Raw genomic sequence first — 23,345 nt, 5'->3', positions numbered from 1 at the left:
TTTAGCGAATATCTCCACAGTTTAAACAGAACGCATAACGATTTTGTGGATCATTCAAATGGCGATAGAACTCAGCTTGTTGTTTTACTGCCTGAGCGGCCTGTGTCAGTGGTGCGGGTAGCCATGCCTGAATCGCTTCCGGTACGATAGCTTGAGTGGTTGCCGTCAGTTGGTTCATCAGCAACTCACTGAATGACATTTCCGGCTGCATCCAATCAAGTTCTGGGTGATCCAATTTTGCCAATTCAGCTGTTTTGACAACCGCGTCGTCGAAATCACCTAATTGGTCGACCAATCCATTGGTTTTAGCGTCATTACCAATCCATACATGCCCCTGAGCAATGTTATCGACCTCTTCTGATGTCTTATTGCGTGAGTCAGCAACCAGGCCAATAAAGTTCTTATAGCCATTCTCAATATTAAGCTGCATCAACTCTGAGAACTCTTTACTGAGCCCTTTAGTGACAGAAATACCCGCCAGTGGTGTTGTGGAAACGCCATCCGTGTGGATACCAATATGATCCAAACTGTTTTCATAAGTACTGATGACACCGAAGATCCCAATAGAACCGGTCAGCGTACTTTGGTTTGCAATGATGTAATTGGCGGGGGTGGAGATCCAGTAACCACCGGATGCAGCCATTCCACCCATAGAAACAACGACCGGCTTATTCGTTGCACGCAGAGCAGCTAGCTCGGTGCGGATAACATCGGAAGCGCTAACGCTGCCTCCGGGGCTGTTTACCCGCAGAATAACGGCTTTGATATTATCATCCAAACGCGCTTGGCGGATCTGCGCAGCGGTTGTATCACCGCCAACCATTCCTGGAACCTGTTGACCATCAACGATCGCGCCTTGCGCTATGATAACGGCAATATTGCCCTTGGATGATGATTTATTTGCCAGCAATTGTGGCGCGTAATCATAAATACTGATGGCATTGAAATGTCGGTTTTTCTCATCCCAGCCAAAGGCTTTTGTCATTTCATTTTCAATGATATTGCGTGGAGCGACATAATCGACCAGTTTGCGTTTAAGTGCATATTGGGCATTATCTCCTCCGACAGCACGCAGACCGGCAATCATCTCATCCGCACCTGGGAATACCTGATGAACAGAAAGTTTGCGGTTAGCGGAGATAGTATTGAGGTAGTTGTGCCAAAGACCGTTGACCCAACGGCTGTCAGCTTCCCGTGCAGCTGGAGACATATCATCGCGCATAACCGGCTCTACGGCTGATTTATACGTCCCGACCCGGAAAATATGGGTGGTGACTTTCAGTGAATCCAGTAGGGATTTGTAATAGAGGTTATTAGTTGAATAGCCATAAAGACCAACCGTACCTTGTGGCGACAGATAAATTTTATCGGCAAAAGTGGCCAGATAATATTGCGGCTGGTTGTAGTTATCACTGATAGCGTAAACGGGTTTGCCGGAGGTTTTAAATTCATTAATCGCTTTACCGATATACTGCATCGATGGCTGGTCAGCGCCGATGAAATCGTCAAGTTTCAGCACCAGACCGGTGATTTTGTCATCGGTTTTTGCCTGACGAATCGTATCAACAATATCAAACAGAGAATTTTCCTGTAATTTATTGCCGGATGAACCAAACAGTTCACGTCCCAATTGATTCAATGGGTTACGGCTGGAAACCTGATCCACAACAACACCGGTGAGATTGACATACAAGGCTCCCCGATAACTATCCACCGCTTTATTGGGCTGTTGATAGAGCATAAAGCCCCCAACAATCACCAAGATAAGCAGGATAAAAATCAGGTTTGAAATGACTTCCCGAACAAAATTCAGCAGTCGCCAACTCCATTTAAATAATCTTGCGACCCACTTCCATAAAATACGCATATCATCTCCAAAGATAGGATCAAGTAGGGCTATCCTAATGACCAGACATATAAATGTCAGCTTCAAATAGTGTCAAATTGTCCGAAAAAGCCGTTTTTGGGCTTTTATTCGTTAACAAATAAACAGAAAATGTTAGCTTATAACAAAATAGCTTATTCAGGAGAAAAAATATGAATGCATTAGAACTCTTGTTAAACCGACGTTCAGCATCACGTTTAACGACACCGGCACCTCAAGGTGAAGCATTACAGAATATTCTGGCCGCAGGTATGAGAGCGCCTGATCATGGCGCATTACGGCCGTGGCGCTTTATTGTCATGCAGGATGAAGGTATTGATCGGTTTAGCCAATTACTCCACCAGGCTGCCGTTGACGGTCATCTGGGGGTTGAAGCGGAAGAAAAAGCAAAAAGTGCGCCTTATCGTGCACCATTAATTATCGCTGTGCTGGCAAAGGTAATGGAGAATTCCAAGATACCGGAATGGGAACAAGTGGTTTCTGCCGGTTGTACTGTGCACGCGATGCAAATGGCGGCGGTGGCGCAAGGGTTTGGTGGTATCTGGCGCACCGGTTCATGGACTGATGATGATACGGTGCGTACTGGTCTGGGTTGTAATGAGTATGACAAGGTAGTAGGTTTTCTCTACCTTGGAACGCCTGTTTTAAAAGCGCCAGGCAAAGTTGCCACGCCGGATATGACTAATTTTGTCAGCTACTTCTGACCGGAGTCTGTTATGTCAACAGAAGTTCGCCTTACCCAGTACAGCCACGGTGCTGGATGCGGCTGTAAAATTTCACCGAAAGTTTTGGAAACCATTCTGCATAGTGAGCAGGAAAAATTTCTTGATCCTCACTTATTGGTGGGTAATGAAACGCGTGATGATGCGGCGGTTTATGATATTGGTAATGGTACGGGCATCATCAGTACGACAGATTTCTTTATGCCGATCGTTGATGATCCATTTGATTTTGGACGGATTGCCGCGACAAATGCTATCAGCGATATTTATGCAATGGGCGGTAAGCCCATTATGGCGATAGCGATCCTGGGATGGCCGATTGATAAACTGGCACCGGAAATTGCCCGTAAGGTGATTGAAGGTGGCCGGGCTGTTTGTAAAGAAGCGGGAATTTCACTGGCGGGAGGACATTCTATTGATGCACCTGAGCCTATTTTTGGTCTGGCTGTAACCGGTATCGTTAACATTGATCGGGTGAAACGGAACAGTGCAGCGAAAGCCGGTAGCCAGCTATTTTTGACAAAGCCGCTTGGCATTGGGGTATTGACCACGGCGGAGAAAAAAAGCCTGTTGTTGCCTGAGCATCAAGGCGTCGCGACAGCAACTATGTGCTGCCTAAATAAACCGGGGGTTGATCTTGCCGAAGTTGCGGGTGTGACAGCAATGACTGATGTGACCGGGTTTGGTCTGTTAGGGCATTTGAGTGAAATTTGTCAAGGATCGGGTGTCCGGGCAACTCTCCATTTTTCAAAAATTCCTAAGCTGCCGGAAGTGGGATCCTATATTGAAAAAGGGTGTGTTCCAGGGGGCACTGGGCGTAATTTTGACAGTTATGGTCATCTTATTGGTGAAATGACAGTGCTTCAGCGTAACCTGTTATGTGATCCGCAAACATCAGGTGGCTTGCTGCTGGCCGTTCTGCCAGAAGCGGTAGATGAAGTGAAAATGATTGCACGATGTCATGGCATTGAACTGACAGCAATAGGTGAGTTGTCTGAGCAACAGTCAGGCAGAGTGCTGATTGAGGTTAATGAATAATATCCATGCGGCTTTTTATTGCAGAAAAACCCAGCCTGGCCAGGGCGATTGCTGATGTTTTACCGAAACCGCATCGCCGTGGCGATGGCTTTATTGCTTGTGGAAATAACCAGTTTGTGACTTGGTGTATTGGGCACTTACTGGAGCAGGCGGAGCCTGATGCTTATGACAGTCGCTTTGCCCGTTGGTCGCTGGTTGATCTTCCTATCATTCCGGAGAAATGGCAGTTAAAACCGCGATCTTCTGTGGCGAAACAGCTCAACGTCATCCGGGAGTTACTGGAAAAAGCAGATGAAGTGGTACATGCGGGCGACCCGGATCGTGAAGGGCAACTGCTGGTGGATGAGGTTCTGGATTTTTTGAAATTGGATGGTGAAAAGCGAAAAAATGTTCATCGTTGCCTGATAAGTGATCTAAATCCACAAGCAGTTACCAGAGCTATTGATAGATTGAGAAATAACCGGGATTTTATCCCGCTGTGTGTTTCCGCTCTCGCCAGAGCCAGGGCTGATTGGTTGTATGGCATTAACATGACCCGGGCTTATACTTTGCTTGGACGCAATGCGGGGTACCAGGGGGTATTATCTGTTGGGCGGGTTCAGACACCGGTTTTAGGGTTAGTTGTTCGTCGGGATGAAGAGATTGAGCATTTCGTACCAAAAGATTTCTTTGAGGTGAAAGCGCATATTGTTACGCCAAAGGATGAGCGTTTTATCGCTCTCTGGCAGCCAAGTGAATCTTGTATTGATTTTCTGGATGAAGAAGGGCGATTGATACATCGGCCTTTGGCTGAACATGTTGTTGCCAGAATCACCGGCCAGCCAGCCTATGTGACATCCTATCAGGATAAACGGGAATCTGAAGTTGCTCCCTTGCCGTTTTCATTATCTTCGTTACAGATTGAAGCCGCCAAACGTTTTGGTCTGAATGCACAGCAAGTGTTGGATATTTGCCAGCGATTGTATGAAACGCATAAGCTGATTACTTATCCTCGTTCTGATTGCCGTTATTTGCCGGAAGAGCACTTTGCCGGGTGCCATGCGGTGCTTAATGCAATATCCGTTCATACAACCAATCTGTTGCCACAAGCATTACTGGAAACAGACAGAAAGAATCGTTGTTGGGATGATAAAAAGGTTGATGCTCACCATGCAATTATTCCTACGGCACGAAGTAATCATATCAATCTGACAGATAATGAAGCGAATATTTATGGTTTGATTGCCAGACAATATTTGATGCAATTTTTTCCAGATGCCATATTCCGTAAATGTATTATTGAATTGGAAATTGCCGGTGGCAGATTTATTGCTAAAGCGCGTTTTCTTGCTGAGGCAGGTTGGAGAACATTGCTTGGTAATAAAGAGCGTGATGAAGAAAACGACGGAACACCATTACCGGTTGTTGCTAAAGGTGATGAATTATTGTGTGAAAGAGGGGAGGTGGTAGAACGCCAAACTCAACCGCCAAAGCCATTTACTGATGCCACTATCCTTTCTGCTATGACGGGGATTGCCCGTTTTGTGCAGGATAAGGAATTGAAGAAAGTCCTTCGTGCAACGGATGGGCTGGGAACTGAAGCAACACGTGCCGGCATTATCGAACTGTTGTTTAAACGGGAGTTTCTTTATAAAAAAGGGCGTCATATTCATGCAACGCCTGCGGGTAGGGCACTTATTCATGTATTGCCTGATATGGCCGCTTTACCGGATATGACAGCCCACTGGGAGTCCCGGTTAACGCAAATCAGCGAAAAACAGTTCCGTTATCAAGATTTCATGGGGCCACTTGAGGAGACATTGCAGCAATTAATTTGGCAGGCTAAACAGAACCGTAATTTAAAAGCTTTTCGTGATTTGCCTCCGGTTCCGGTCAAAGAGAAAAAAGGGAAAAAAACAAAGTCGACAAAAAACACTAAAGTAACCGCGCCGTAGGGCGCAGTTGCTACGTTATTTTAAAAGAAATGGTTGATATTCGGCGTTAACAGAATATCACATTTCAAATTCTACCCAGACAGGCGCATGATCTGACGGTTTTTCCATTTCACGGATTTTATAATCAATACCGGTCGCAATACAGCGCTCCGCTAAGGGCTTACTGGCAAGAAATAAATCGATACGCAGCCCGCGATTATCATCAAACCCTTTTGAACGATAATCAAACCAAGAAAATTGGTCGTTACATTCAGGATTCAGGTTCCTGAATGTATCAACCAGACCCCAACTTTTCAGGCGATCCATCCAATCCCTTTCTTCCGGCAGGAAAGAACATTTACCTGTTTTTAACCAGCGTTTTTGGTTGTTCTCACCAATGCCGATATCCAGATCTGTCGGACTGATATTCATATCCCCCATGATAATCACTTGTGATTGAGGCGATAAATTTTGCTCCAGATAGTTTTGCAGGTCCTGATAAAACTTCTCTTTTGCAGGAAATTTCACTGGATGGTCACGGCTTTCTCCCTGTGGAAAATAGCCATTAATGACGGTCAATCGCCCGTGAGGGGTTTCCATATCAGCCATAATAATACGGCGTTGGACATCTTCATTGTCCCCGGGAAAACCACGGCGCACAGCAAGAGGAGCCTGACGTGTTAACAGTGCAACGCCGTAATGGGCTTTCTGACCGTAATAAAACACATGATAGCCAAGTTTCCTCACTTCTTCTAAAGGAAATGCGTCATCATGAACTTTTGTTTCCTGTAGGCCGATAACATCGGGTTGATGTTGCTCGACGATAGCAGCTAACTGATGGGGGCGGGCACGTAATCCATTAATATTAAAAGAGATAAATTTCATCTTTTACAGCCATCCAGTGAAAAGACACAAGAACAATAATAACAGATGGATCTTAAAAAGTAACTATTGACAATGGTCAGAACGAAATAGTAACGGAACCCCTAATATTATAATTAATTGTGAAAAATATAATAATTTATGGTGAGAAAACACTGTGGTTAGACCGTTTTTATCTCTAGTGTTACAAAAATTGATTACTGAAAAATGTAGAACCCTATCCTAATCTTTGATAGAAAATTGAGCTCGTTAGTAATGTTTATATTTTCTAATGGTTGATTGGTTGAGATTAATTTTTGAACCATGATAAACATGAATAATAGAGTTTATTGAGCCACCTATGTATTGAACATAAGCTTTTTTTATGTGGTATATGTTTGAGAAGTATTTGTTTTTTTGTACAAAATTTACGCCTTCACAGTATCAAACTGATTTAACTGTCATTTGGTGAAGGCTATTTCAAAGAAATTATTTTAGCCACAAGTTATATAGGAACGGTGAATTATGTTTTTTTCTCGTAAATTAGAAGCATTCATGGCAGTGGTGGAAAATGGTTCTTTAAGTAAAGCGGCAAGAGTGATGAACCGTACAACTCCTCCAGTAGCTAAATCAATCAAAGACTTCGAAGCAACATTAGGGAAGCGCCTTTTTAAAAGGGAGAAATTTGGGATGAGTCTGACTAAAGATGGTTTAGAATTATATAATGATCTTAAAGATCTTTATTTACAAGAAAAAGAAATAACTAAAAAACATATCAGTGGTAGTATATGTAACATAGTTAATATTTATTACGATTGGGGGAAAAACAAACACCTAATTTATTTATATAAGGCAGCTGACAGAAATAGCTCCCAAGTAAATATATTCCGGTTTAGTTATGATAACATTGAAGAAATAGTAGATTATGACGGCAACACGCTCATTATGAGCTCAGAAAAGATACTAAGTGACCGTTTTAGTCTTATTCGCAAAATAAAAGGACCAGAATTGGGAATTTGCTGCCGAAAAGAGTTATTGGATATTGCTGGCGGTGATGTAATGCAATTACTAAAAAATAATACTTGGTTGTGTGATCCTGTACTTTATAAAAGCAGTTTCATTAAAAATCTGGAAGAAGAAGTTATTCAAAGTGGTGGCAAAGTGAATATGCGTCAGATGGATAATATGGGGTGCTGCATGAATTTCATTTATTCAAGAGACTATATTTTCATTACAGATTCTCATCCTGATGAATTGGAAGGAGGTGATGCTTTAAGTTTTGTTCCTATTGAAAAGCCGGGTGCAACAAACCAATGTTATATTTATAAGTCTAAATCACATTCAAGTGTACTTAATCGTTTTATCGATTCAGTAAATGATATGAGTTAAGTTTATTCTACGCGGAGTAGATTATTGTAAGCTCCGCGTTGTTGTTTTGCGGAGATGATGATAGAAAGTTTTCACTGTACCCAGGTGATAAATTTTAATTTATATTTATTATTTTTTGTTATACCCAGAATAATTTTTTATGGTGGCAGGGAAAGATAGACTGTTTCCTCGCCTTTTGGACTAACACACTGTAAGCACTACGCTATTATTTTGCTTTGCTTAATTCGAACCACATGATTTCTAAGCCGGGGTTCTCCCGGCTTCAGGCTTTCAGGGACGGCTACAGCCTCTCCTGGTGATATTCATCCTCTGACGCGTTCACCACAACCTTGTTTTATTGTCTTAGCCACGGCGTTGCAGTGCGCCAAAAAATGATGTTCGCCCCCAGATAGTTTTCTAGGTCAGAGCCGGTTCCTGAACCGCCATCGCGACCAAATCCAGCTTGCCTTTGTAACGGTTGAAAAAGGGATAGGTGTTTTTCATCTGTGCGGATTGATATGGCACGATATCGGGACCACCCAGGCCGATCTTATTTTTCGACGCGAAATTAAATGGGCGGGACATGTATTGATGATCATTATTCCATTCACATGGTCAGAAGTTAACGTATTGCCCCACGTAGGATTTTTTGAATACCTGGCGGGCAAAATGTCAATATCAATGGTGGTTTCTGACAGATTAATGCTGGCAATACGGTCATCAAACTCTTTTGGATCTTACTTAAGCAACATCAGATCTTTTTCGATCGCGGAAAAATCGATAATTTTGTGGTTTTGCGGCTAATGCAGCAGTTGACAGTAAACTAAAAATCAGGCTGGTGGAGATGAGTTGTTTTAACATCTTTTTTCTTAATTGTAGGAGCCTATAGATAGGTTATGACTGTTTAATCAGGTGAATAGTTCCGTTGACTTATGAATTTGTTTAACATCGTAAAGTTACTTTATGCATTAATTGGTAATATTAGACTGACAACTCATCTTCTCATCAATGCTGGGTTTTCTTCGAATATGGGTAATTCTTTTCTACGTTTTAACCCTCATTGAACTATCTTTTTGTAATTAAACCTTCATTAAGAGATCACTAAGAATATTCCTAAAAATGCCACTGATTATGAGATTTATGGACGATGTTGTTTAATTATCGTTTAGTTAAATATAGCGTAATTGAGATTAATTCTCTTTCGTATTAAGGAGAATGATATTCAGATTACTTGCTAAATGAATGAGAGGATGGCAATGGTAGAATAGATAAATTTACTCTTTGAAATGGATTTTTGTTAAATAACGCTTTGAAATTTAAACGAAAATTTATTAAATTAAAGTCAGTGAAATAGTAGGGGTGCATCATTGCATTTGCGATTTATTAAAGTGCAAAACAGAAAAACTGATACTGAAATAATTTTGGCAATCCAGATTGAAAGAATCAATAAAATATTTCCTGAAAATAAATTTCATATTGTTTGGGTTTTTTTGATATGTTATGTTTTCCATGTTCTTCATATTAGCTTTTGTATACCCTCGTTAAGGGAATAACCTTATCCAGAAACAACTCATCCCATTAACACAATAGAAGATAAGGAGTAGATAATGGATAAACCAATTGAAAAAGAAGAAGAAAAAGAAAATGAAATTTATCTTCATCCTGAATATGATGAATGTGGTCGTCCGTACTACAACGTACCTAATGCCAGAATAGAAGAAAACCTGATAGCGGTTTGTTTGAAATACGCGAGTAAGGTGATCCCGGTGATTTTCCTGCCGGGGGTAATGGGGAGTAATTTAAAATCTAAAGATGGTGTTCCGGTCTGGTTGGTAAATTCTCAGCTTGGTGTTGCAGGTTGGATATCAAAGGATGCTTCTTATAGGAAAAGAACGTTAGATCCTCAGAACACTGATATTTACGATTCAGGTGCAATAAATAATTACATTGCAGAGGGAAGGAAATTCCCTGATCGCTATCAACGTGGTTGGGGAGAGGTGGCCTATCTGAGCTATGGTCATTTTTTGCCTTGGCTTCAATTAGTGCTGGATGATGAGCGTCTGGTGTTTGAGTATCGTATGGAAGGGCAGGGAAAGAAGACCGCTCGTCAACAATTGATTGGTCAGAATCTGGGTGCTGAATGGGGTGAAGAACCACTGACAGCGGAAGAGGTTGGACACAGTTATCGTTTTATGTACCCGGTTCATGTGATGGGCTATAACTGGCTGCAATCCAATGAGGATTCCGCCAAGAAGCTGGCAAAATATGTTGATAAAGTTTTAGCCTTTTACGGTAAACGTTGTGCAGCAAATAAGGTTATTTTAGTCACTCATTCAATGGGGGGCTTAGTGGCCCGCCATTATTCAGAACAGTTGGGTGGGCGGGATAAAATTTTAGGTATCGTGCATGGCGTTATGCCTGATACGGGTTCACCCATGACTTATAAGAGGATGAAAACCGGTGAAGATGGCATAACTGGGATGGTGATCGGCAGTAATGGTGCCGAGATGACCCCAGTATTGGCACAGTCTCCCGGTCCTTTACAGCTTCTGCCGGGAAAGGCGTATGGTAAAGGTTGGTTACATATCGCTGATGGTAAAATCATGCACAAGTTGCCGGAATCAGACCCATATCAGGAAATCTATCTGGAAAAGAACCGATGGTGGGGATTATGTGAAATCCGGTTTTTAAATCCGGATAAAGAAGATAAATGGAAAAATGAAGAAAGCTGGAGTAATTATTTGAAATCAATGAATAATACAGTTATGCCATTTATTGAAGAGTTGAGTGGTAAATACCACCCTAATACTTATGCCTTTTATGGTACTAGTGAAAAAAACTTATCGTATGGAATTATCTCCTGGAGAGAGGTAAGTAAAGATTATTACAATAAAACAGAAGATTATTCCGGCATGACATTTAATCAACCGTTATATGATCCTTTTGATTTGGAAACCGGCACAACACGTATGGTTCAATTTTCTGTCGGGCCTTCTTTTCAGGATATTGCCGCGAAAACTTTTAAACTGGCACCTCCAGAGGAGAAAGGGGATGGTACCGTGCCGGAACAGGCTGGCCGTATTCCAACTAGAAAATTACACAGCCAGTTAGCAACGGATGTTGACCATGAAGGGGCATATAACGAGGATAAAGCCCGGTTATTTACCCTGCGTTCAATTGTGAAGATAGTTCAGGCGGTGAAGATTGAATAAGAAAAATATCTTCCTTATTTTATTGTTTGTATTAGCTATTTATGCCCTCTGGCGATGGTATTTCCCTGATCCTTATCATCCCAATTTAACCGAGAAGGAAAAGCAAGTGACAACAGAAATGTTAGTAAATAGGCAAACCCGTTGTGTAGGCCGTTATCTGATTGATATCCCCGCAGTATTTGGCAATGTTATCCATGATGGGATATTTATTGGTGATGCGAAAATAGAAACGGAACGTTTGTATCCACCTGAATTTGCATATCGGATAGAAGCAAGAGAACAGGAATTAAAGACGATGCAATATGTTAAGCCGAAAGATATGCCTTTTTTAAAAAAAGTCTATCGTCTGCAAGATAATATGGACGGTGTGATTTTTGACAGGAATAAAAGTTCTGGTGTTCCTGGCTTTGCCCGAGTATTAGAAGCGCATTTGTATAGTCATGGTGTTGCTTTTACTGTAACAATGGAATTTATGGAGTTATCAGATGATAAGTATAAAGAAGATAGAGATTTTTATATAAGGAATGGATTTTCTGAAAGGAAATACAATGAGTTGTATCAAACCCTAGAAAAAATGAAAGGACTGCTTTCCCGAATCAGCGGCAGAAAAGATACAGAAATCCCAACTGTTGCTGGAACCTGTATTCCTGATGGGTTTATTGCTGGTAATTGGAATGAGAAAGAGAACATGACCTTTGTTTATCAAGGAAACAAGGATGATCATTTCACGTTCAGTATTGAAGTCATTAATGACCTTACGGGGGAAAATACGTTGCTTGAACGTATTGGTAAAATTGAAAAGGATTTGCATGCTAACCGTGGCGGAATAGCCAGGAAGGGAAAACGGGAAGTAAACGGTATTCATGGGGAAGAATTATTAGCAATCGGTTTGCAACCTTTTGACAATAATCCCCGGTATCAATTTGATCTTATTGCAAATGAAACCGCAGGAGATTATAAAAACCCCTATGTTAGTATTATGTTAATGAATTATCAGTTACCTCCGACGCCTTATACTGGAGATGAGCTGATTACATTTTGGGATACGGTAACGAGTACCTTTCGTAAAAGGCCGGGTGCGTTCTAATAGCAATAAAAACACGTTTTAAGTGAAAACGCTTATAGGGATATAAGGGTTAGAAATTGGGGTGGAGAGACAAGTAAACACGAATATGTACCTTAATGTTCAGTTGTGAATGTGGTTCAGGCGGTGAAGATTGAATAAGAAAAATATCTTCCTTATTTTATTGTTTGTATTAGCTATTTATGCCCTGTGGCGATGGTATTTCCCTGATCCTTATCATCCCAGTTTAACCGAGAAGGAAAAGCAAGTGACAACAGAAATGTTAGCAAATAGGCAAACCCGTTGTGTAGGCCGTTATCTGATTGATATCCCCGCAGTATTTGGCAATGTTATCCATGATGGGATATTTATTGGTGATGCGAAAATAGAAACGGAACGTTTGTATCCACCTGAATTTGCATATCGGATAGAAGCAAGAGAGCAAGAGTTGAAGACGGCGAAAACTATCGATCCGAAAGACATGCCTTTTCTAAAAAAAGTTCATCGCTTACAAGGGAATCTGAATGGTGTAATTTTTGATAGAAATGAGAACATTGATGAGCCAGGTTTCGGTAGAGTGTTGGAAGCGCATTTATACAATAATGGCGTTGCATTTAAAATTGTAATGGAAATGTTGGATTTGTCTGATGCTAAATATGCCAGTGACAAGGAAGATTTTATTAAAGCGGAGGTTCCTGAAAGAGAGCTGAATACTACAGATAGAACCCTGGAGGAAATGAGAAGACTGCTTTCCCGAATCAGTGGCAGAAAAGATACAGAAATCCCGACTGTTGCTGGAACCTGTATTCCTGATGGGTTTATTGCCGGTAATTGGAATGAGAAAGAGAACATGACCTTTGTTTATCAAGGAAACAAGGATGATCATTTCACGTTCAGTATTGAAATCATTAATGACCTTACGGGGGAAAATACGTTGCTTGAACGTATTGGTAAAATTGAAAAGGATTTGCATGCTAACCGTGGCGGAATAGCTAGGAAGGGAAAACGGGAAGTAAACGGTATTCATGGGGAAGAATTATTAGCAATTGGTCTGCAACCTTTTGACAATAATCCTCGATATCAATTTGATCTTATTGCAAATGAAACCGCAGGAGATTATAAAAACCCCTATGTTAGTATTATGTTAATGAATTATCAGTTACCTCCGACGCCTTATACTGGAGATGAGCTGATTACATTTTGGGATACGGTAACGAGTACCTTTCGTAAAAGGCCGGGTGCTTTCTAATAGCAATAAAAACACGTTTTAAATTAAATGTTTTACTGCCTATTATGGCTATTATTCTGTCGGTAAAAGGTCAGGTATTTTTAAAAGTAATGAACTAATCAGAGGTTGAATATGATTGAATTTATTTCTTGCCCTAAAAAGAAGCAGGGCATTAATCCGGTTATGATGGGTGATTGCTTTTGCTATATTTTAAGTCCTGCGTTCCATAACCATATCGAGTCATTATCATGAGCTGGCCTATTCCTGAAATACCTGAACTTAAACCAGTAGCGCCTTTGCGCTATAAATTATGGTTTATCATTTTGCTTTTAATACTGGTTGCCGGCACACTCGTTTATGCTTTTCTAAAAGACACGACCGATTTCGTTCACGCGGCGCTTTATAGCAGCTTACCCTCCTTCCTGGTATGGCTGATGTTATTTGGCGCAGTGTTAAATCGCTATGAGCAATATTGCATGGCAGCGTATGCCTGGGAAGAGGCCAGTGCTGAAACCCGTTTCCAATGGCAGCAATGGAGCAGAAAACAACTGGCTGTGGTTGGTAATATTATTTTGACGCCTGAACAGCAAGGCATGGCATCATTATTAGGTGATTCGAAAGATATTCCTGCTTGTCCTCATCGAGGGCGTGCATTATTTTCGCCATTAAGAGATATCCCGCAATTGTTGGATAAAATTGATCAGGATTTTGAAAAACAATGCCCGGGTTATCGCTACCTTCTGCGTAAGGTTTATCTCGCAGAATCCCCTTCTATCGATTTGTCTCGCTATCAGGAATTGATCAGCCAACGCTGGAAAGTACAACGGGTAAACATAGCGAACCGGGATGAGATCGATAAGTTATATAATGAGGCGACTTTTGAAGGGCTAATAATGGTTATCGCCTTGCAGCTTTGGCCTGCTAAGGATGATAGAGAGGCGTACAGTGAATTTGTGTCTGCTCAACTATTCTCATCCACAAAATTTGCTACTCAAAAGAAGTTAAACATTCTTGCTGGTATGGTGCGTCCTTTACCTTCGTTACCGGGAGAAATAATAAAAGATTTGCATGTATTGTTTGAATATAACCGCATTGATAAAAATAACATGAAACACCTTTGGGTAACGGGTATCACTAACAAGGTGCGGACTGAGCTGATGATTTACAGTTATGATAATTCGCTCAGTTTCTCCCCGGAGAACCCGATTCATTTAATCGATCACTCTTTTGGTCAGCCCGGGCCACTGTCTGTTTTTTTGACATCAGCCATGCTGACAGAAGCAATTCACCTGACAAATAGCGACCATATCGTCATTAATCAATTACCTGAGGGTAGCGCAGTACTCTATTTAATGACGAAGGAATTACATTGATGAAAAAACAAATAACCTCAATGCTATTAATGGTGGGAATGTTTTCTCATCGTTATGAGTCATGATCTTTTTTTATTAAAGCGGCCCATCAATTACTGGAGTGAGCCGCGCAGGAGAGTTGATAACTTTAATTTACCGCCATTGACGGAGAATTAGCCGATCTGCAAATAAAAGTCATCATTATTTCTTAGCCAGAAAAGGGGCGGTATATAGGATAGTCGATAGCCAGATGCTTGCCGTGATGAACATAATAATAAGCCTAGTGAAACGCCAATAAGACGGCTTTGGGGTTGTATCAGTGGGTAATTGGGTATTTTTTGACTGATTATCATTTTGTTCATTATCCTGAAATGGCAGGATAAAACGATAGCCTTGTCGGTATACGGTGTGGATTGCTTCACCCAGGTCACAATAGCGTAGTGTTCGGCGTAATTTACAGATCAATTGCAGTAGATTGGTTTCTGCTACACCATTTTTGCGCTCAGGCCAAACCAAAGGGATGAGTTGCTCCCGGTTTAACGTATTCCCTTGCGATGCATGTTCCCACAGGGCGAGTAGCAGGCGTTTCTCTTTTTCCGTAATGACAAATATGTTTTTACCATGGATTATTTTGTTTGAGTCACAGTCTAAATAAACATCTCTAGTTATTTTCAGCATAACGCATTCTCTGCCTCTGTTTAGTGTTTGTCTATTCGTCATAGCTAGGAGAGCTCAAATAGGCTTATGCCTGTTAAAATTTATATAATTTCTGCATGAGTAATGCAAGAAAATAAATGATTTAAAATTTTTTATTTTATTTTATTTTGTCATGTGGGTTATTTTTCTGTTTCTTATTAAGAAATAAAATTAATGATAATTATTTATAAGCTTTATTTATATTTATGATGAGTTGTCTATTTACTTTGGAAACAGAGGAGATCTTCATAATTCATAATTATAGATAAGAACTTTTTAGGGGTTAATGAGTGAATAAATCATCATGAGTAATAACCCAATCAATTGAATGGTGTTTGTCTATGGTGTTGAATTAATAGGTAAAAGTATAAATTAAAATAATTAATTTTTATTTTTAACTTTTATTTAAGTGTGATTGAGCGATTATTGGTCCATGAATAACTCCAACGTGATATTTATTACGTATTAACTGAGTTAGTCATTGGTCAGTAGTCGTTAGATCGCCTCATTCTTTAACGAGGGTGTGGATATATGAATATAAAGCCAGGCGGATATACCAGAATTGGGCATGATACCTAAGGGCGGTAGCGTACCTGAAATGATAATGATGAGTATTCTAACCCAGCTTATAAATGTAATAAACTCCTTAGAAGGAAATAACAATGTCTACAACTGCCGAGCAAATTGCTGTTCAATACCCCATTCCCACTTACCGTTTTGTTGTTACTGTTGGTGATGAACAAATGTCTTTTCAAAGCGTATCGGGATTAGATATCAGCTATGACACAATTGAATATCGTGATGGAATTGGTAACTGGTTACAAATGCCGGGTCAGCGTCAGAGACCAACGATTACCTTGAAACGCGGTATTTTTAAAGGGCAATCTAAATTATACGATTGGATTAATTCTATTTCTCTTAATCAGATAGAAAAGAAAGATATTTCTATTAGCCTGACCGATGAAACCGGTTCAAGTCTGCTGATTACCTGGAATATTGCTAATGCTTTTCCAGAAAAATTGACTGCGCCCAGTTTTGATGCTTCCAGTAATGAAGTTGCGGTGCAGGAAATCAGTTTAAAAGCCGATCGGGTTACTGTTGAATTCCATTAATACACTGTTTAGTGCCACGAATAGCTTGGCATGTCAATTCAGTGGTTTTTAAAGGCTAATATTATGACAACTGTTACAACTTATCCGGGTGTCTATATTGAAGAAGATGCCTCATTGGCACTCTCTATTCGTTCAAGTGCAACGGCGGTACCTGTCTTTGCTGTCGAAGATCACAATTCATTTGTATCATCTAGTACCTCTCTTCGAGTTAATAGCTGGTTGGAATATCTGACACTAAAAGGCAGACCATTTGATTCTGGTGATAAGCTTGATATTTCACTGCGCGCCTATTTTATTAACGGTGGTGGGTATTGCTATCTCGTCAAAACCACAGATTTAGAAAAACAAGTTCCAAAGCTCGACGATGTCACATTGTTGGTTGCCGCCGGAGAAGAGATCAATGAGGTTGCGGGAAAACTGTGTAAACCGGGCAAAGGATTATTCGCCATTTTTGATGGCCCAGAAGATCAAATCACTTCGGAGCAAAAACCAGACGAACTCCTCAAATCTTATTCCTCTACTCCTTATGGCGCGGTTTATTATCCTTGGCTGACCGCTGAATGGGGAGATAAAAAAGCCAAAGTTGATATTCCTCCCAGTGCAGTGATGGCGGGTATTTATGCCAGTGTCGATAATAGCCGCGGTGTTTGGCAAGCACCGGCTAACGTGGCTATTCAAGGTGGATTACAACCTAAATATCTGGTGACTGACGATCTGCAAGGGGAATATAACCGAGGTAAAGCGCTGAATATGATCCGCACCTTTCCTAAGAGCGGCATATTGGTTTGGGGGGCTCGTACGCTTGAGGATAGTGATAATTGGCGTTATATCCCGGTTCGCCGTCTGTTTAACAGCGCAGAGCGGGACATTAAAAATGCCATGAGTTTTGCGGTCTTTGAACCTAACAGCCAACCCACTTGGGAAGTGGTGCGTCGGGCTATTGATAATTATCTTTATTCTCTTTGGCAACAAGGCGGATTGGTGGGAAATAAAGCTGAACAGGCTTATTTTGTTCAAATCGGTAAAGGTACCACCATGACTGATGACGATATTAAACAGGGCAAAATGATCGTCAAAATTGGTATGGCTGCTGTTCGTCCAGCCGAATTTATTATTTTGCAGTTTAGCCAGTCAATTGGGCAAGCCCGGTAAATCATTGTGGCCTGCTTAATAGTTGCTAATCATCTAAATTGAATGAGGAAGTCATAATGCCGTCTGTCGCATATACTACACCCGGTGTTTATATTGAGGAAGATGCTTCGCTATCGTTATCAATTAGCACCAGTCCAACGGCTATTCCAGTTTTCATTGGTAAGTTTTTCAGAAAAGACGGTAGCCAAATAGAACAGGGTAGCTGTATTAAAATCACTAGTTGGTTAGATTTTATCTCGCAGTTTTCATTATCTTCATCTTTTAAAGTGTCAATACAGGCTATAGAAGAAAAGACGGAAGAAAAGGAAGAGGAAAAGACGGAGGAAAAAACAGAGGAAAAGGCAGAAGAAAAGACAGAAATAAGCGCAGAGATTGTTTCTAAACCGCTGAAAAACAGTCAGAAAAATGCTAAAATTGGTAGTGGTATCTCAGTGGATAAGGAAGTTAAAAAAACCTATACCTATGTTGCCACTATCACAGCAACTGCTTTCGGTGCTTTTGCTGTGCAGCATTATTTTAGTAATGGTGGTGGTGCTTGTTATCTGCTGCCATTGGTAGCGCCAGTGAAAACTGATGTTCCGAAAGTAAAAGCTGCTACAGCAGCAAAGACTATTGAGGCGGTAAAATATGAATTGGCAACTCTGCCGGACTTGATAGAAAAACAACAGGAGATCACCTTACTGCTCTGCCCTGAAACGGATGAAACATTAGCGCCTAGTCAAAAACAGGAAGTTTACAGTGGAGTAAATTCTCTGTTAAAAGACAAAGTGGGTTATTTCCTGATTGCTGATAGTACAGGTGGGGAAGATAAACCCACTACACAGCCGGATAAAACCGCTGTTTATTATCCTGATTTAGAGACCTCTTTTACTTATAACCAGCCAGCAGATGCTGATATTGTCCTGCGTGGTTATGAGGATCCATCAGCTAATCTGGAAACATTGAAAACAGCTTCACCAGAGGAATATGTTAAAGCTAAAAAAGCTGTCGATGATGTATTTAAAGCGACTAAAATCATCTTACCCCCAAGTGCCGCAGTTGCGGGTGCTTATGCGGCAACTGATGCCAGCCGGGGGGTTTGGAAAGCGTCAGCCAATGTAGCATTAAATAATGCGAAACCTGCTGCGGTAATTACCGACAACGATCAAAGCACGATGAATAAAGCGGGCATTAATGCTATTCGTCACTTTACCGGCAAAGGCACACTGATTTGGGGCGCACGTACCCTGAAAGATGATGACAACTGGCGCTATATTCCGGTACGGCGTTTATTTAATGCGGCAGAACGGGATATCAAACAGGCCATGCGATTTGCTGTTTTTGAACCCAATAGCCAACCAACCTGGGAGCGGGTGCGGTCAGCCATTGACAACTATCTCCATCAACTCTGGCAACAAGGGGCGCTGGTCGGCAGTCGTCCCCAAGAAGCCTATTTTGTCCAAATTGGTCAAGGTGTCACCATGTCCGACGACGATATTAAGCAAGGAAAAATGATCGTCAAAGTGGGTATGGCGGCAGTACGTCCGGCTGAATTTATCATCCTGCAATTTTCGCAAAAATTAGCACAGTAACCATACTGAGGCGCGGTTTGCCGCGCCTGTTCTGTTGAGGAAACGACAATGGCGATTAAACAGCCGGGTGTCACAGTAACGGAAAACCTGATATCCCAGAAGCAAGATGATGCATTTATCGGTGTACCGGTTTTTATTGGTTGTATCCAACCGGCTAAAAACAACTATATCAGTGATAAAACCGCCGTAGAAATAAACAGCCTGACTAACTTTACCCTGAAATTTCGGCAGTCAGGATTAATGTACTACTCTGTGCGTCACTTTTTTGAAAATGGTGGTCAACAAGCTTATGTGCTGCCACTGGGACCTGATAAGCAGTTAAACGATTTTCAGTCATTGATCACTGCGCTACAACAGGAATGGATTAAACAGGCTATTGCCGCAGAGAGTACTATCACACTGATTGTGGTCCCTGATATTGTCCGCTTTAATCAAAAGGGGGAGCCTGACGCCACCATAGATCTTTGGTTACAGTTCTGGCAGTCAGTGTGTGATCTTTGTAAAAGTCGGCGTGGCATCATGGGATTGCTGGATGCGCCTGATGACCCCGGATTGGCGGCTAAATGTTTAGCGCAATTTTCTTCAAATGATCGGCAATGGGGAGCGGTATACTGGCCGGGACTGAAAAGTGCATACCAAGAAAGTGGTAAACATATCATCCTTTCGCCTACTGCGGCGGTCGCTGCTGTCATCCAGAATCACGATAATCAGAAAGGCATATGGACCGCTCCTGCTAATGTGGTTTTAGCCAAAGTGGTTAGCCCGGTACGCTCTTTTATTGAAGCTGATGCACTCTTTAATCGGGATGACGATATCCCGCTGAATCTGATCCGCAGTTTTCCTGGCAAAGGGATTAAAATCTGGGGATGCCGAACCTTGGACAACACACCTGACTCCCCTTGGCGCTATATCCAAATTCGCCGCCTGGTCTCCTATATTGAAGCTCATATAACCCGACTGGGCCGGGCCTTTGTTTTTGAACCCAATAATCCGATTACCTGGATGAAACTTAAAGGCCAAACCTACAACTGGCTGCATCAGTTATGGTTAAAAGGTGGATTGTTAGGTACCCAGGAAGAGCGGGCATTTGACATATTGCTCGGTGTTGACGAATCAATGAGTGAAGCGGATGTGCTGGCCGGGAAAATGATCATGAAAATCAAACTGGCTCTGCTCATTCCGGCGGAATTTATTGAGCTGAACTTAACGTTTGATACTCGTACCGGCGCAATCCGATTAAGTTAATAAACAGGGGCAAAATATGCATAACCTCTACACCCCGTCAGTATCACACCGTTTTATCGCCAGTTTTCTTTTTAACAATATTCCCAGTCCATTTGATATTGCCTTTCAGCAGATATCAGGCCTTAGCCGTGAATTGCAAACGACCCAACACAATCAAGGCGGAGAAAATGCCAGAAATGTCTGGCTGGCCGATAAGATCCAACACGGTAGTTTGGTGTTGGAACGTGGTGTGATGACAGTGACACCGCTCACTCTGATATTTGATCATGTCTTGCGCGGGGAAAAGGCGATTTATGCCGATGTGGTCATTATGTTGCTGAATGAAAATTTTCTACCCGTAGCGAGTTGGACGATCAGTAATGCGTTACCGGTTCGTTGGTCTACCGGTAATTTTGATGCCAATAGCAATGCTGTTTTAGTGAATTCTCTGGAGTTACGTTATCAAGATATGCTCTGGTTAGGAGTGCAAGCATGACTGTAGAAATTAAAGAACTGATTATTCAGGCTAAAGTTACCGATTCTGCGAGTGATTTGTCATCTCCGCGAACATTAGTGCAGGAAGCGTTGGACGACGCTCGCCTGATTGAGAGGATAAAGCACGAGGTGTTAGAGGCATTACGGGAAACAGGAGGCCATTATGAGCTTAATTGAACGTAGTTTGTCCAAACTCACGCTGACGGCTTTTAAAGATCGGGAAGGTAAAATCTTGGTGGGCAGTTTACAGGTGATATATAACCCTGATGCTATCCAACTGGATTATCAAGCCAGTTATAAAAAGGATGAAAGTATTACCAGTACCCACCAAAGCAACCACTATGTGTCATCTCAACCTGCCGGCTTGTCATTAGATCTGTTGTTTGATGCATCCATGCCCGGCAACGCTACACCGATAGAAACCCAACTGGCGATTCTGAAAACGCTCTGTGCCATCGATGCCAGTACCAAAGTCTCTCACTTTCTTAAAATCAAGTGGGGAAAAATGCGTTGGGAAAATAAAGGCTATTTTGCCTGCCGGGCCAACGGTCTCAGCATTCATTACACCTTATTTGACCGGGATGCTACCCCGCTGCGGGCAACTGCCACTTTATCTTTGGTGGCAGATGAGAGCTTTGTTATTCAGACTACCGAGCAACAGTTAAGATCACCACCGGTTACCGCGGTTAACGTAACTGATATGCTCTCCCTGCCATTGATTGCACTGGGCGCTGGCGCTGCTCTGGCGGGCGGTATCGATTATCTCACCCTCGCCTGGCAAAACGGTCTGGATAATCTTGATGATTTCACTCCGGGACAAACGCTACAAGCACGGAGGGAGGTATGAAGATACCTGCAATAGCGATTAAGATAGGTGGCAAGATACTCAATCAGTTTACTGTCATCAGTCTGTCAGTAAATTATCCTATCAATGGCATTCCTTCAGCTAACATCACTTTGGGTATCATCGGTGATATCAGCCATATTTTTGATGCCAAGGCGCAGGCTGAACTGGCAAGTTGTCGTCCGAATCATGAGCTTATTGTGCAGATCCAAAAAAATGTGTTGTTTAAAGGGATCATCGTTCGGCAGACCTTGGGGCTTAAAGATCAGGACAGTCTGATGATTCTGACGGCAAAACATCCACTGCAAAAATTAACGCATAGTTTCCACTCGCAACTATTCAGTAAACAGAGCGATGAGGCGATTATCAAGCAGCTATTCAGCCAGGCTGGTGTGCCTGTCGCGATAAAACAAGCGCCTCAGCTTAAGACGGTGCATGAACAGATGGTGCAGTTTCGCTGTAATGACTGGACTTTTCTAAAAAGCCGGCTTAGTGCTACCAATACCTGGCTACTCCCGGGCAATGATGCCATTACGTTGGTAACGCCGGAGTCGCTGAATCAATCAACTGTACACACCCTCCGTCAGCGCGGCAACCACCAGGATGTGGTGTTGTTTGAAGCTAATCTGCAATGGGATAATCAGCGCAGCCCCAAAACGATAAGTGTGCAGTCCTGGGATATTACCCAACAAAAGTTGTCTCAGGCGATTCAGGCGAAGCACAGCGGGTTTGGCCTCGGTCAGCTTGCGGCGGACACGCTGAAACCGCTTACCGGCCAAGAGTGGCAATGGATTTTAAGCTACCCATTGGATAATGAACAAACCAAGCAGTTTGCTCAAAGCATCATAGGCAACCGACGAAGCCATAATATATCCGGTAATTTTGAGGTTAAAGGTGATGATCGCTATAAGCCGGGTGATGTTTTGGCATTAACTGGCTTTGGTCAGGGGATGGATGGTCAGGCGATTATTACCGGTGTAAAGCAGACCATCACTCAGCGGCAAGGCTGGCGTACCCGGTTAACTTTAGGTATGCAATCAGACGTAGAACACGTTGTGCCTCAGGTTAAAGAGCTGCATATCGGGATCGTAGAAAAATACCACCAAGACAGCCAATCGCTGGGCCGTATTCCGGTCAAAATACCGGCTTTGAACTTAACCAACGGCACTCTTTTTGCCCGCTTAGGTAAACCTTATGCCAGCCATGAAAGTGGATTCTGCTTCTACCCAGAACCGGGGGATGAGGTGATTATCGGTTTCTTTGAATGTGATCCCCGTTTTCCGGTGATATTAGGCTCTATGCACAACCCTAAAAATAAATCGCCGTTGGAACCGAGTGAAAAAAATTTGGTGAAAACGTTAGTGATTAAGCAAGAAGAAAATCAGCAAGCACTCATATTCGATAATAAAGATAAGACGCTCGCATTTAATAGTGGAAAAAATACATTATCTTTGCAGCAGGATAAAGATATCACCATTAGTTCCGCTAAAAATCTCATCACTCATGCACAGGAAATTAATCTCCAGGCCGATAAATCCCTGTCAGCTGCCGGAAAATCTGGGGTCGATATTAAAGGGGCAAAAATTAATTTAACACAATAATAGGGTAG

19 protein-coding genes and 1 pseudogene are annotated in these 23,345 nt (G+C 42.0%); 16 read left to right on the top strand and 4 right to left on the bottom strand.

Annotation, left to right across the window (positions count from 1 at the left end; translation table 11 throughout):
* Position 1: 1 nt before the first annotated feature.
* Positions 2–1,867, bottom strand: coding sequence for a signal peptide peptidase SppA (gene sppA, locus ACGF7G_RS06785; protein WP_387464369.1), 1,866 nt, complete (start codon positions 1,865–1,867; stop codon positions 2–4).
* A gap of 170 nt (positions 1,868–2,037) precedes the next feature.
* Here sppA and ACGF7G_RS06780 point away from each other — a divergent pair, with 170 nt between their 5' ends.
* Genes ACGF7G_RS06780 through ACGF7G_RS06770 form a run of 3 tightly spaced genes read left to right on the top strand, consistent with a single transcriptional unit; the run spans position 2,038 to position 5,579 of the window.
* Positions 2,038–2,589, top strand: coding sequence for an NAD(P)H nitroreductase (locus tag ACGF7G_RS06780; RefSeq protein WP_387464367.1), 552 nt, complete (start codon positions 2,038–2,040; stop codon positions 2,587–2,589).
* 12 nt (positions 2,590–2,601) lie between these two features.
* Positions 2,602–3,645, top strand: coding sequence for a selenide, water dikinase SelD (selD, locus tag ACGF7G_RS06775; RefSeq protein ID WP_387464366.1), 1,044 nt, complete (start codon positions 2,602–2,604; stop codon positions 3,643–3,645).
* Between the two features lie 5 nt (positions 3,646–3,650).
* The gene (locus tag ACGF7G_RS06770) at positions 3,651–5,579 is read left to right on the top strand and encodes a DNA topoisomerase III (RefSeq protein WP_387464364.1); all 1,929 of its coding nucleotides are present in this window, start codon (positions 3,651–3,653) and stop codon (positions 5,577–5,579) included.
* Positions 5,580–5,636: 57 nt separating this feature from the next.
* On the opposite strand, the gene xthA is transcribed toward ACGF7G_RS06770, so the two are convergent.
* Complete coding sequence (xthA, locus tag ACGF7G_RS06765; RefSeq protein WP_133812899.1) at positions 5,637–6,443, bottom strand: exodeoxyribonuclease III; 807 nt, start codon at positions 6,441–6,443, stop codon at positions 5,637–5,639.
* A gap of 501 nt (positions 6,444–6,944) precedes the next feature.
* Here xthA and ACGF7G_RS06760 point away from each other — a divergent pair.
* Positions 6,945–7,808 (top strand): LysR family transcriptional regulator, encoded by an 864-nt coding sequence (locus ACGF7G_RS06760; protein ID WP_132351529.1) that lies wholly within the window; start codon positions 6,945–6,947, stop codon positions 7,806–7,808.
* A gap of 334 nt (positions 7,809–8,142) precedes the next feature.
* Here the strand turns inward: ACGF7G_RS06760 and ACGF7G_RS06755 are convergent.
* Positions 8,143–8,518: pseudogene (locus ACGF7G_RS06755) on the bottom strand (hypothetical protein); the annotation flags it as partial.
* Between the two features lie 876 nt (positions 8,519–9,394).
* Between ACGF7G_RS06755 and ACGF7G_RS06750 the strand changes: the two are divergent.
* From ACGF7G_RS06750 to ACGF7G_RS06735, 4 genes are all read left to right on the top strand, one after another.
* The gene (locus tag ACGF7G_RS06750) at positions 9,395–10,999 is read left to right on the top strand and encodes an esterase/lipase family protein (protein ID WP_387464361.1); all 1,605 of its coding nucleotides are present in this window, start codon (positions 9,395–9,397) and stop codon (positions 10,997–10,999) included.
* Positions 10,992–12,086: a T6SS immunity protein Tli4 family protein gene (locus tag ACGF7G_RS06745; protein ID WP_387464359.1), complete on the top strand. Its 1,095-nt coding sequence runs from the start codon at positions 10,992–10,994 to the stop codon at positions 12,084–12,086. Before ACGF7G_RS06750 ends, ACGF7G_RS06745 begins: the two co-directional genes overlap by 8 nt.
* 130 nt (positions 12,087–12,216) lie before the next feature.
* Positions 12,217–13,311 (top strand): T6SS immunity protein Tli4 family protein, encoded by a 1,095-nt coding sequence (locus ACGF7G_RS06740; protein ID WP_387464358.1) that lies wholly within the window; start codon positions 12,217–12,219, stop codon positions 13,309–13,311.
* A 227-nt stretch (positions 13,312–13,538) separates the two neighbouring features.
* Positions 13,539–14,663, top strand: coding sequence for a hypothetical protein (locus tag ACGF7G_RS06735; RefSeq protein ID WP_387464356.1), 1,125 nt, complete (start codon positions 13,539–13,541; stop codon positions 14,661–14,663).
* A gap of 180 nt (positions 14,664–14,843) precedes the next feature.
* Here ACGF7G_RS06735 and ACGF7G_RS06730 read toward each other — a convergent pair whose 3' ends face one another.
* Positions 14,844–15,320 (bottom strand): winged helix-turn-helix domain-containing protein, encoded by a 477-nt coding sequence (locus ACGF7G_RS06730; RefSeq protein WP_242688681.1) that lies wholly within the window; start codon positions 15,318–15,320, stop codon positions 14,844–14,846.
* 680 nt (positions 15,321–16,000) lie between these two features.
* Between ACGF7G_RS06730 and ACGF7G_RS06725 the strand changes: the two genes are divergently transcribed.
* The 8 genes from ACGF7G_RS06725 to ACGF7G_RS06690 all read left to right on the top strand — a co-directional run bounded on the left by ACGF7G_RS06725 (position 16,001) and on the right by ACGF7G_RS06690 (position 23,337).
* A complete protein-coding gene (locus tag ACGF7G_RS06725; protein ID WP_133812902.1) occupies positions 16,001–16,450 on the top strand; it encodes a phage tail protein in 450 nt (149 codons plus the stop codon).
* 63 nt (positions 16,451–16,513) lie between these two features.
* A complete protein-coding gene (locus ACGF7G_RS06720; protein WP_387464354.1) occupies positions 16,514–17,602 on the top strand; it encodes a phage tail sheath family protein in 1,089 nt (362 codons plus the stop codon).
* 56 nt (positions 17,603–17,658) lie between these two features.
* Complete coding sequence (locus ACGF7G_RS06715; protein WP_387464352.1) at positions 17,659–19,173, top strand: phage tail sheath family protein; 1,515 nt, start codon at positions 17,659–17,661, stop codon at positions 19,171–19,173.
* A 48-nt stretch (positions 19,174–19,221) separates the two neighbouring features.
* Positions 19,222–20,418, top strand: coding sequence for a phage tail sheath C-terminal domain-containing protein (locus ACGF7G_RS06710; RefSeq protein WP_387464350.1), 1,197 nt, complete (start codon positions 19,222–19,224; stop codon positions 20,416–20,418).
* A gap of 16 nt (positions 20,419–20,434) precedes the next feature.
* Positions 20,435–20,893, top strand: coding sequence for a phage tail protein (locus ACGF7G_RS06705; RefSeq protein WP_133812906.1), 459 nt, complete (start codon positions 20,435–20,437; stop codon positions 20,891–20,893).
* Positions 20,890–21,069, top strand: coding sequence for a DUF5908 family protein (locus ACGF7G_RS06700; protein ID WP_021325530.1), 180 nt, complete (start codon positions 20,890–20,892; stop codon positions 21,067–21,069). The genes ACGF7G_RS06705 and ACGF7G_RS06700 overlap by 4 nt, the downstream gene beginning before the upstream one ends.
* Complete coding sequence (locus tag ACGF7G_RS06695) at positions 21,056–21,739, top strand: hypothetical protein (RefSeq protein WP_387464348.1); 684 nt, start codon at positions 21,056–21,058, stop codon at positions 21,737–21,739. The genes ACGF7G_RS06700 and ACGF7G_RS06695 overlap by 14 nt, the downstream gene beginning before the upstream one ends.
* Positions 21,736–23,337, top strand: a complete 1,602-nt coding sequence (locus tag ACGF7G_RS06690) for a phage baseplate assembly protein V (protein ID WP_387464346.1) — start codon at positions 21,736–21,738, stop codon at positions 23,335–23,337. Before ACGF7G_RS06695 ends, ACGF7G_RS06690 begins: the two co-directional genes overlap by 4 nt.
* Positions 23,338–23,345: the final 8 nt, after the last annotated feature.

Source organism: Photorhabdus sp. RM323S (genome assembly GCF_042879375.1).
GTDB lineage: Bacteria > Pseudomonadota > Gammaproteobacteria > Enterobacterales > Enterobacteriaceae > Photorhabdus > Photorhabdus tasmaniensis.
The sequence above is the reverse complement of the archived record's forward strand: the minus strand, read 5'-3'. Positions and strand labels throughout refer to the sequence as shown.

Excerpts from the sequence above, each read along its gene's own strand:
- sppA (WP_387464369.1), bottom strand. The coding sequence starts at position 1,867 with ATGCGTATTTTATGGAAGTGGGTCGCAAGATTATTTAAATGGAGTTGG.
- ACGF7G_RS06780 (WP_387464367.1), top strand. The coding sequence starts at position 2,038 with ATGAATGCATTAGAACTCTTGTTAAACCGACGTTCAGCATCACGTTTA.
- selD (WP_387464366.1), top strand. The coding sequence starts at position 2,602 with ATGTCAACAGAAGTTCGCCTTACCCAGTACAGCCACGGTGCTGGATGC.
- ACGF7G_RS06770 (WP_387464364.1), top strand. The coding sequence starts at position 3,651 with ATGCGGCTTTTTATTGCAGAAAAACCCAGCCTGGCCAGGGCGATTGCT.
- xthA (WP_133812899.1), bottom strand. The coding sequence starts at position 6,443 with ATGAAATTTATCTCTTTTAATATTAATGGATTACGTGCCCGCCCCCAT.
- ACGF7G_RS06760 (WP_132351529.1), top strand. The coding sequence starts at position 6,945 with ATGTTTTTTTCTCGTAAATTAGAAGCATTCATGGCAGTGGTGGAAAAT.
- ACGF7G_RS06750 (WP_387464361.1), top strand. The coding sequence starts at position 9,395 with ATGGATAAACCAATTGAAAAAGAAGAAGAAAAAGAAAATGAAATTTAT.
- ACGF7G_RS06735 (WP_387464356.1), top strand. The coding sequence starts at position 13,539 with ATGAGCTGGCCTATTCCTGAAATACCTGAACTTAAACCAGTAGCGCCT.
- ACGF7G_RS06730 (WP_242688681.1), bottom strand. The coding sequence starts at position 15,320 with ATGCTGAAAATAACTAGAGATGTTTATTTAGACTGTGACTCAAACAAA.
- ACGF7G_RS06725 (WP_133812902.1), top strand. The coding sequence starts at position 16,001 with ATGTCTACAACTGCCGAGCAAATTGCTGTTCAATACCCCATTCCCACT.
- ACGF7G_RS06720 (WP_387464354.1), top strand. The coding sequence starts at position 16,514 with ATGACAACTGTTACAACTTATCCGGGTGTCTATATTGAAGAAGATGCC.
- ACGF7G_RS06715 (WP_387464352.1), top strand. The coding sequence starts at position 17,659 with ATGCCGTCTGTCGCATATACTACACCCGGTGTTTATATTGAGGAAGAT.
- ACGF7G_RS06710 (WP_387464350.1), top strand. The coding sequence starts at position 19,222 with ATGGCGATTAAACAGCCGGGTGTCACAGTAACGGAAAACCTGATATCC.
- ACGF7G_RS06705 (WP_133812906.1), top strand. The coding sequence starts at position 20,435 with ATGCATAACCTCTACACCCCGTCAGTATCACACCGTTTTATCGCCAGT.
- ACGF7G_RS06700 (WP_021325530.1), top strand. The coding sequence starts at position 20,890 with ATGACTGTAGAAATTAAAGAACTGATTATTCAGGCTAAAGTTACCGAT.
- ACGF7G_RS06695 (WP_387464348.1), top strand. The coding sequence starts at position 21,056 with ATGAGCTTAATTGAACGTAGTTTGTCCAAACTCACGCTGACGGCTTTT.
- ACGF7G_RS06690 (WP_387464346.1), top strand. The coding sequence starts at position 21,736 with ATGAAGATACCTGCAATAGCGATTAAGATAGGTGGCAAGATACTCAAT.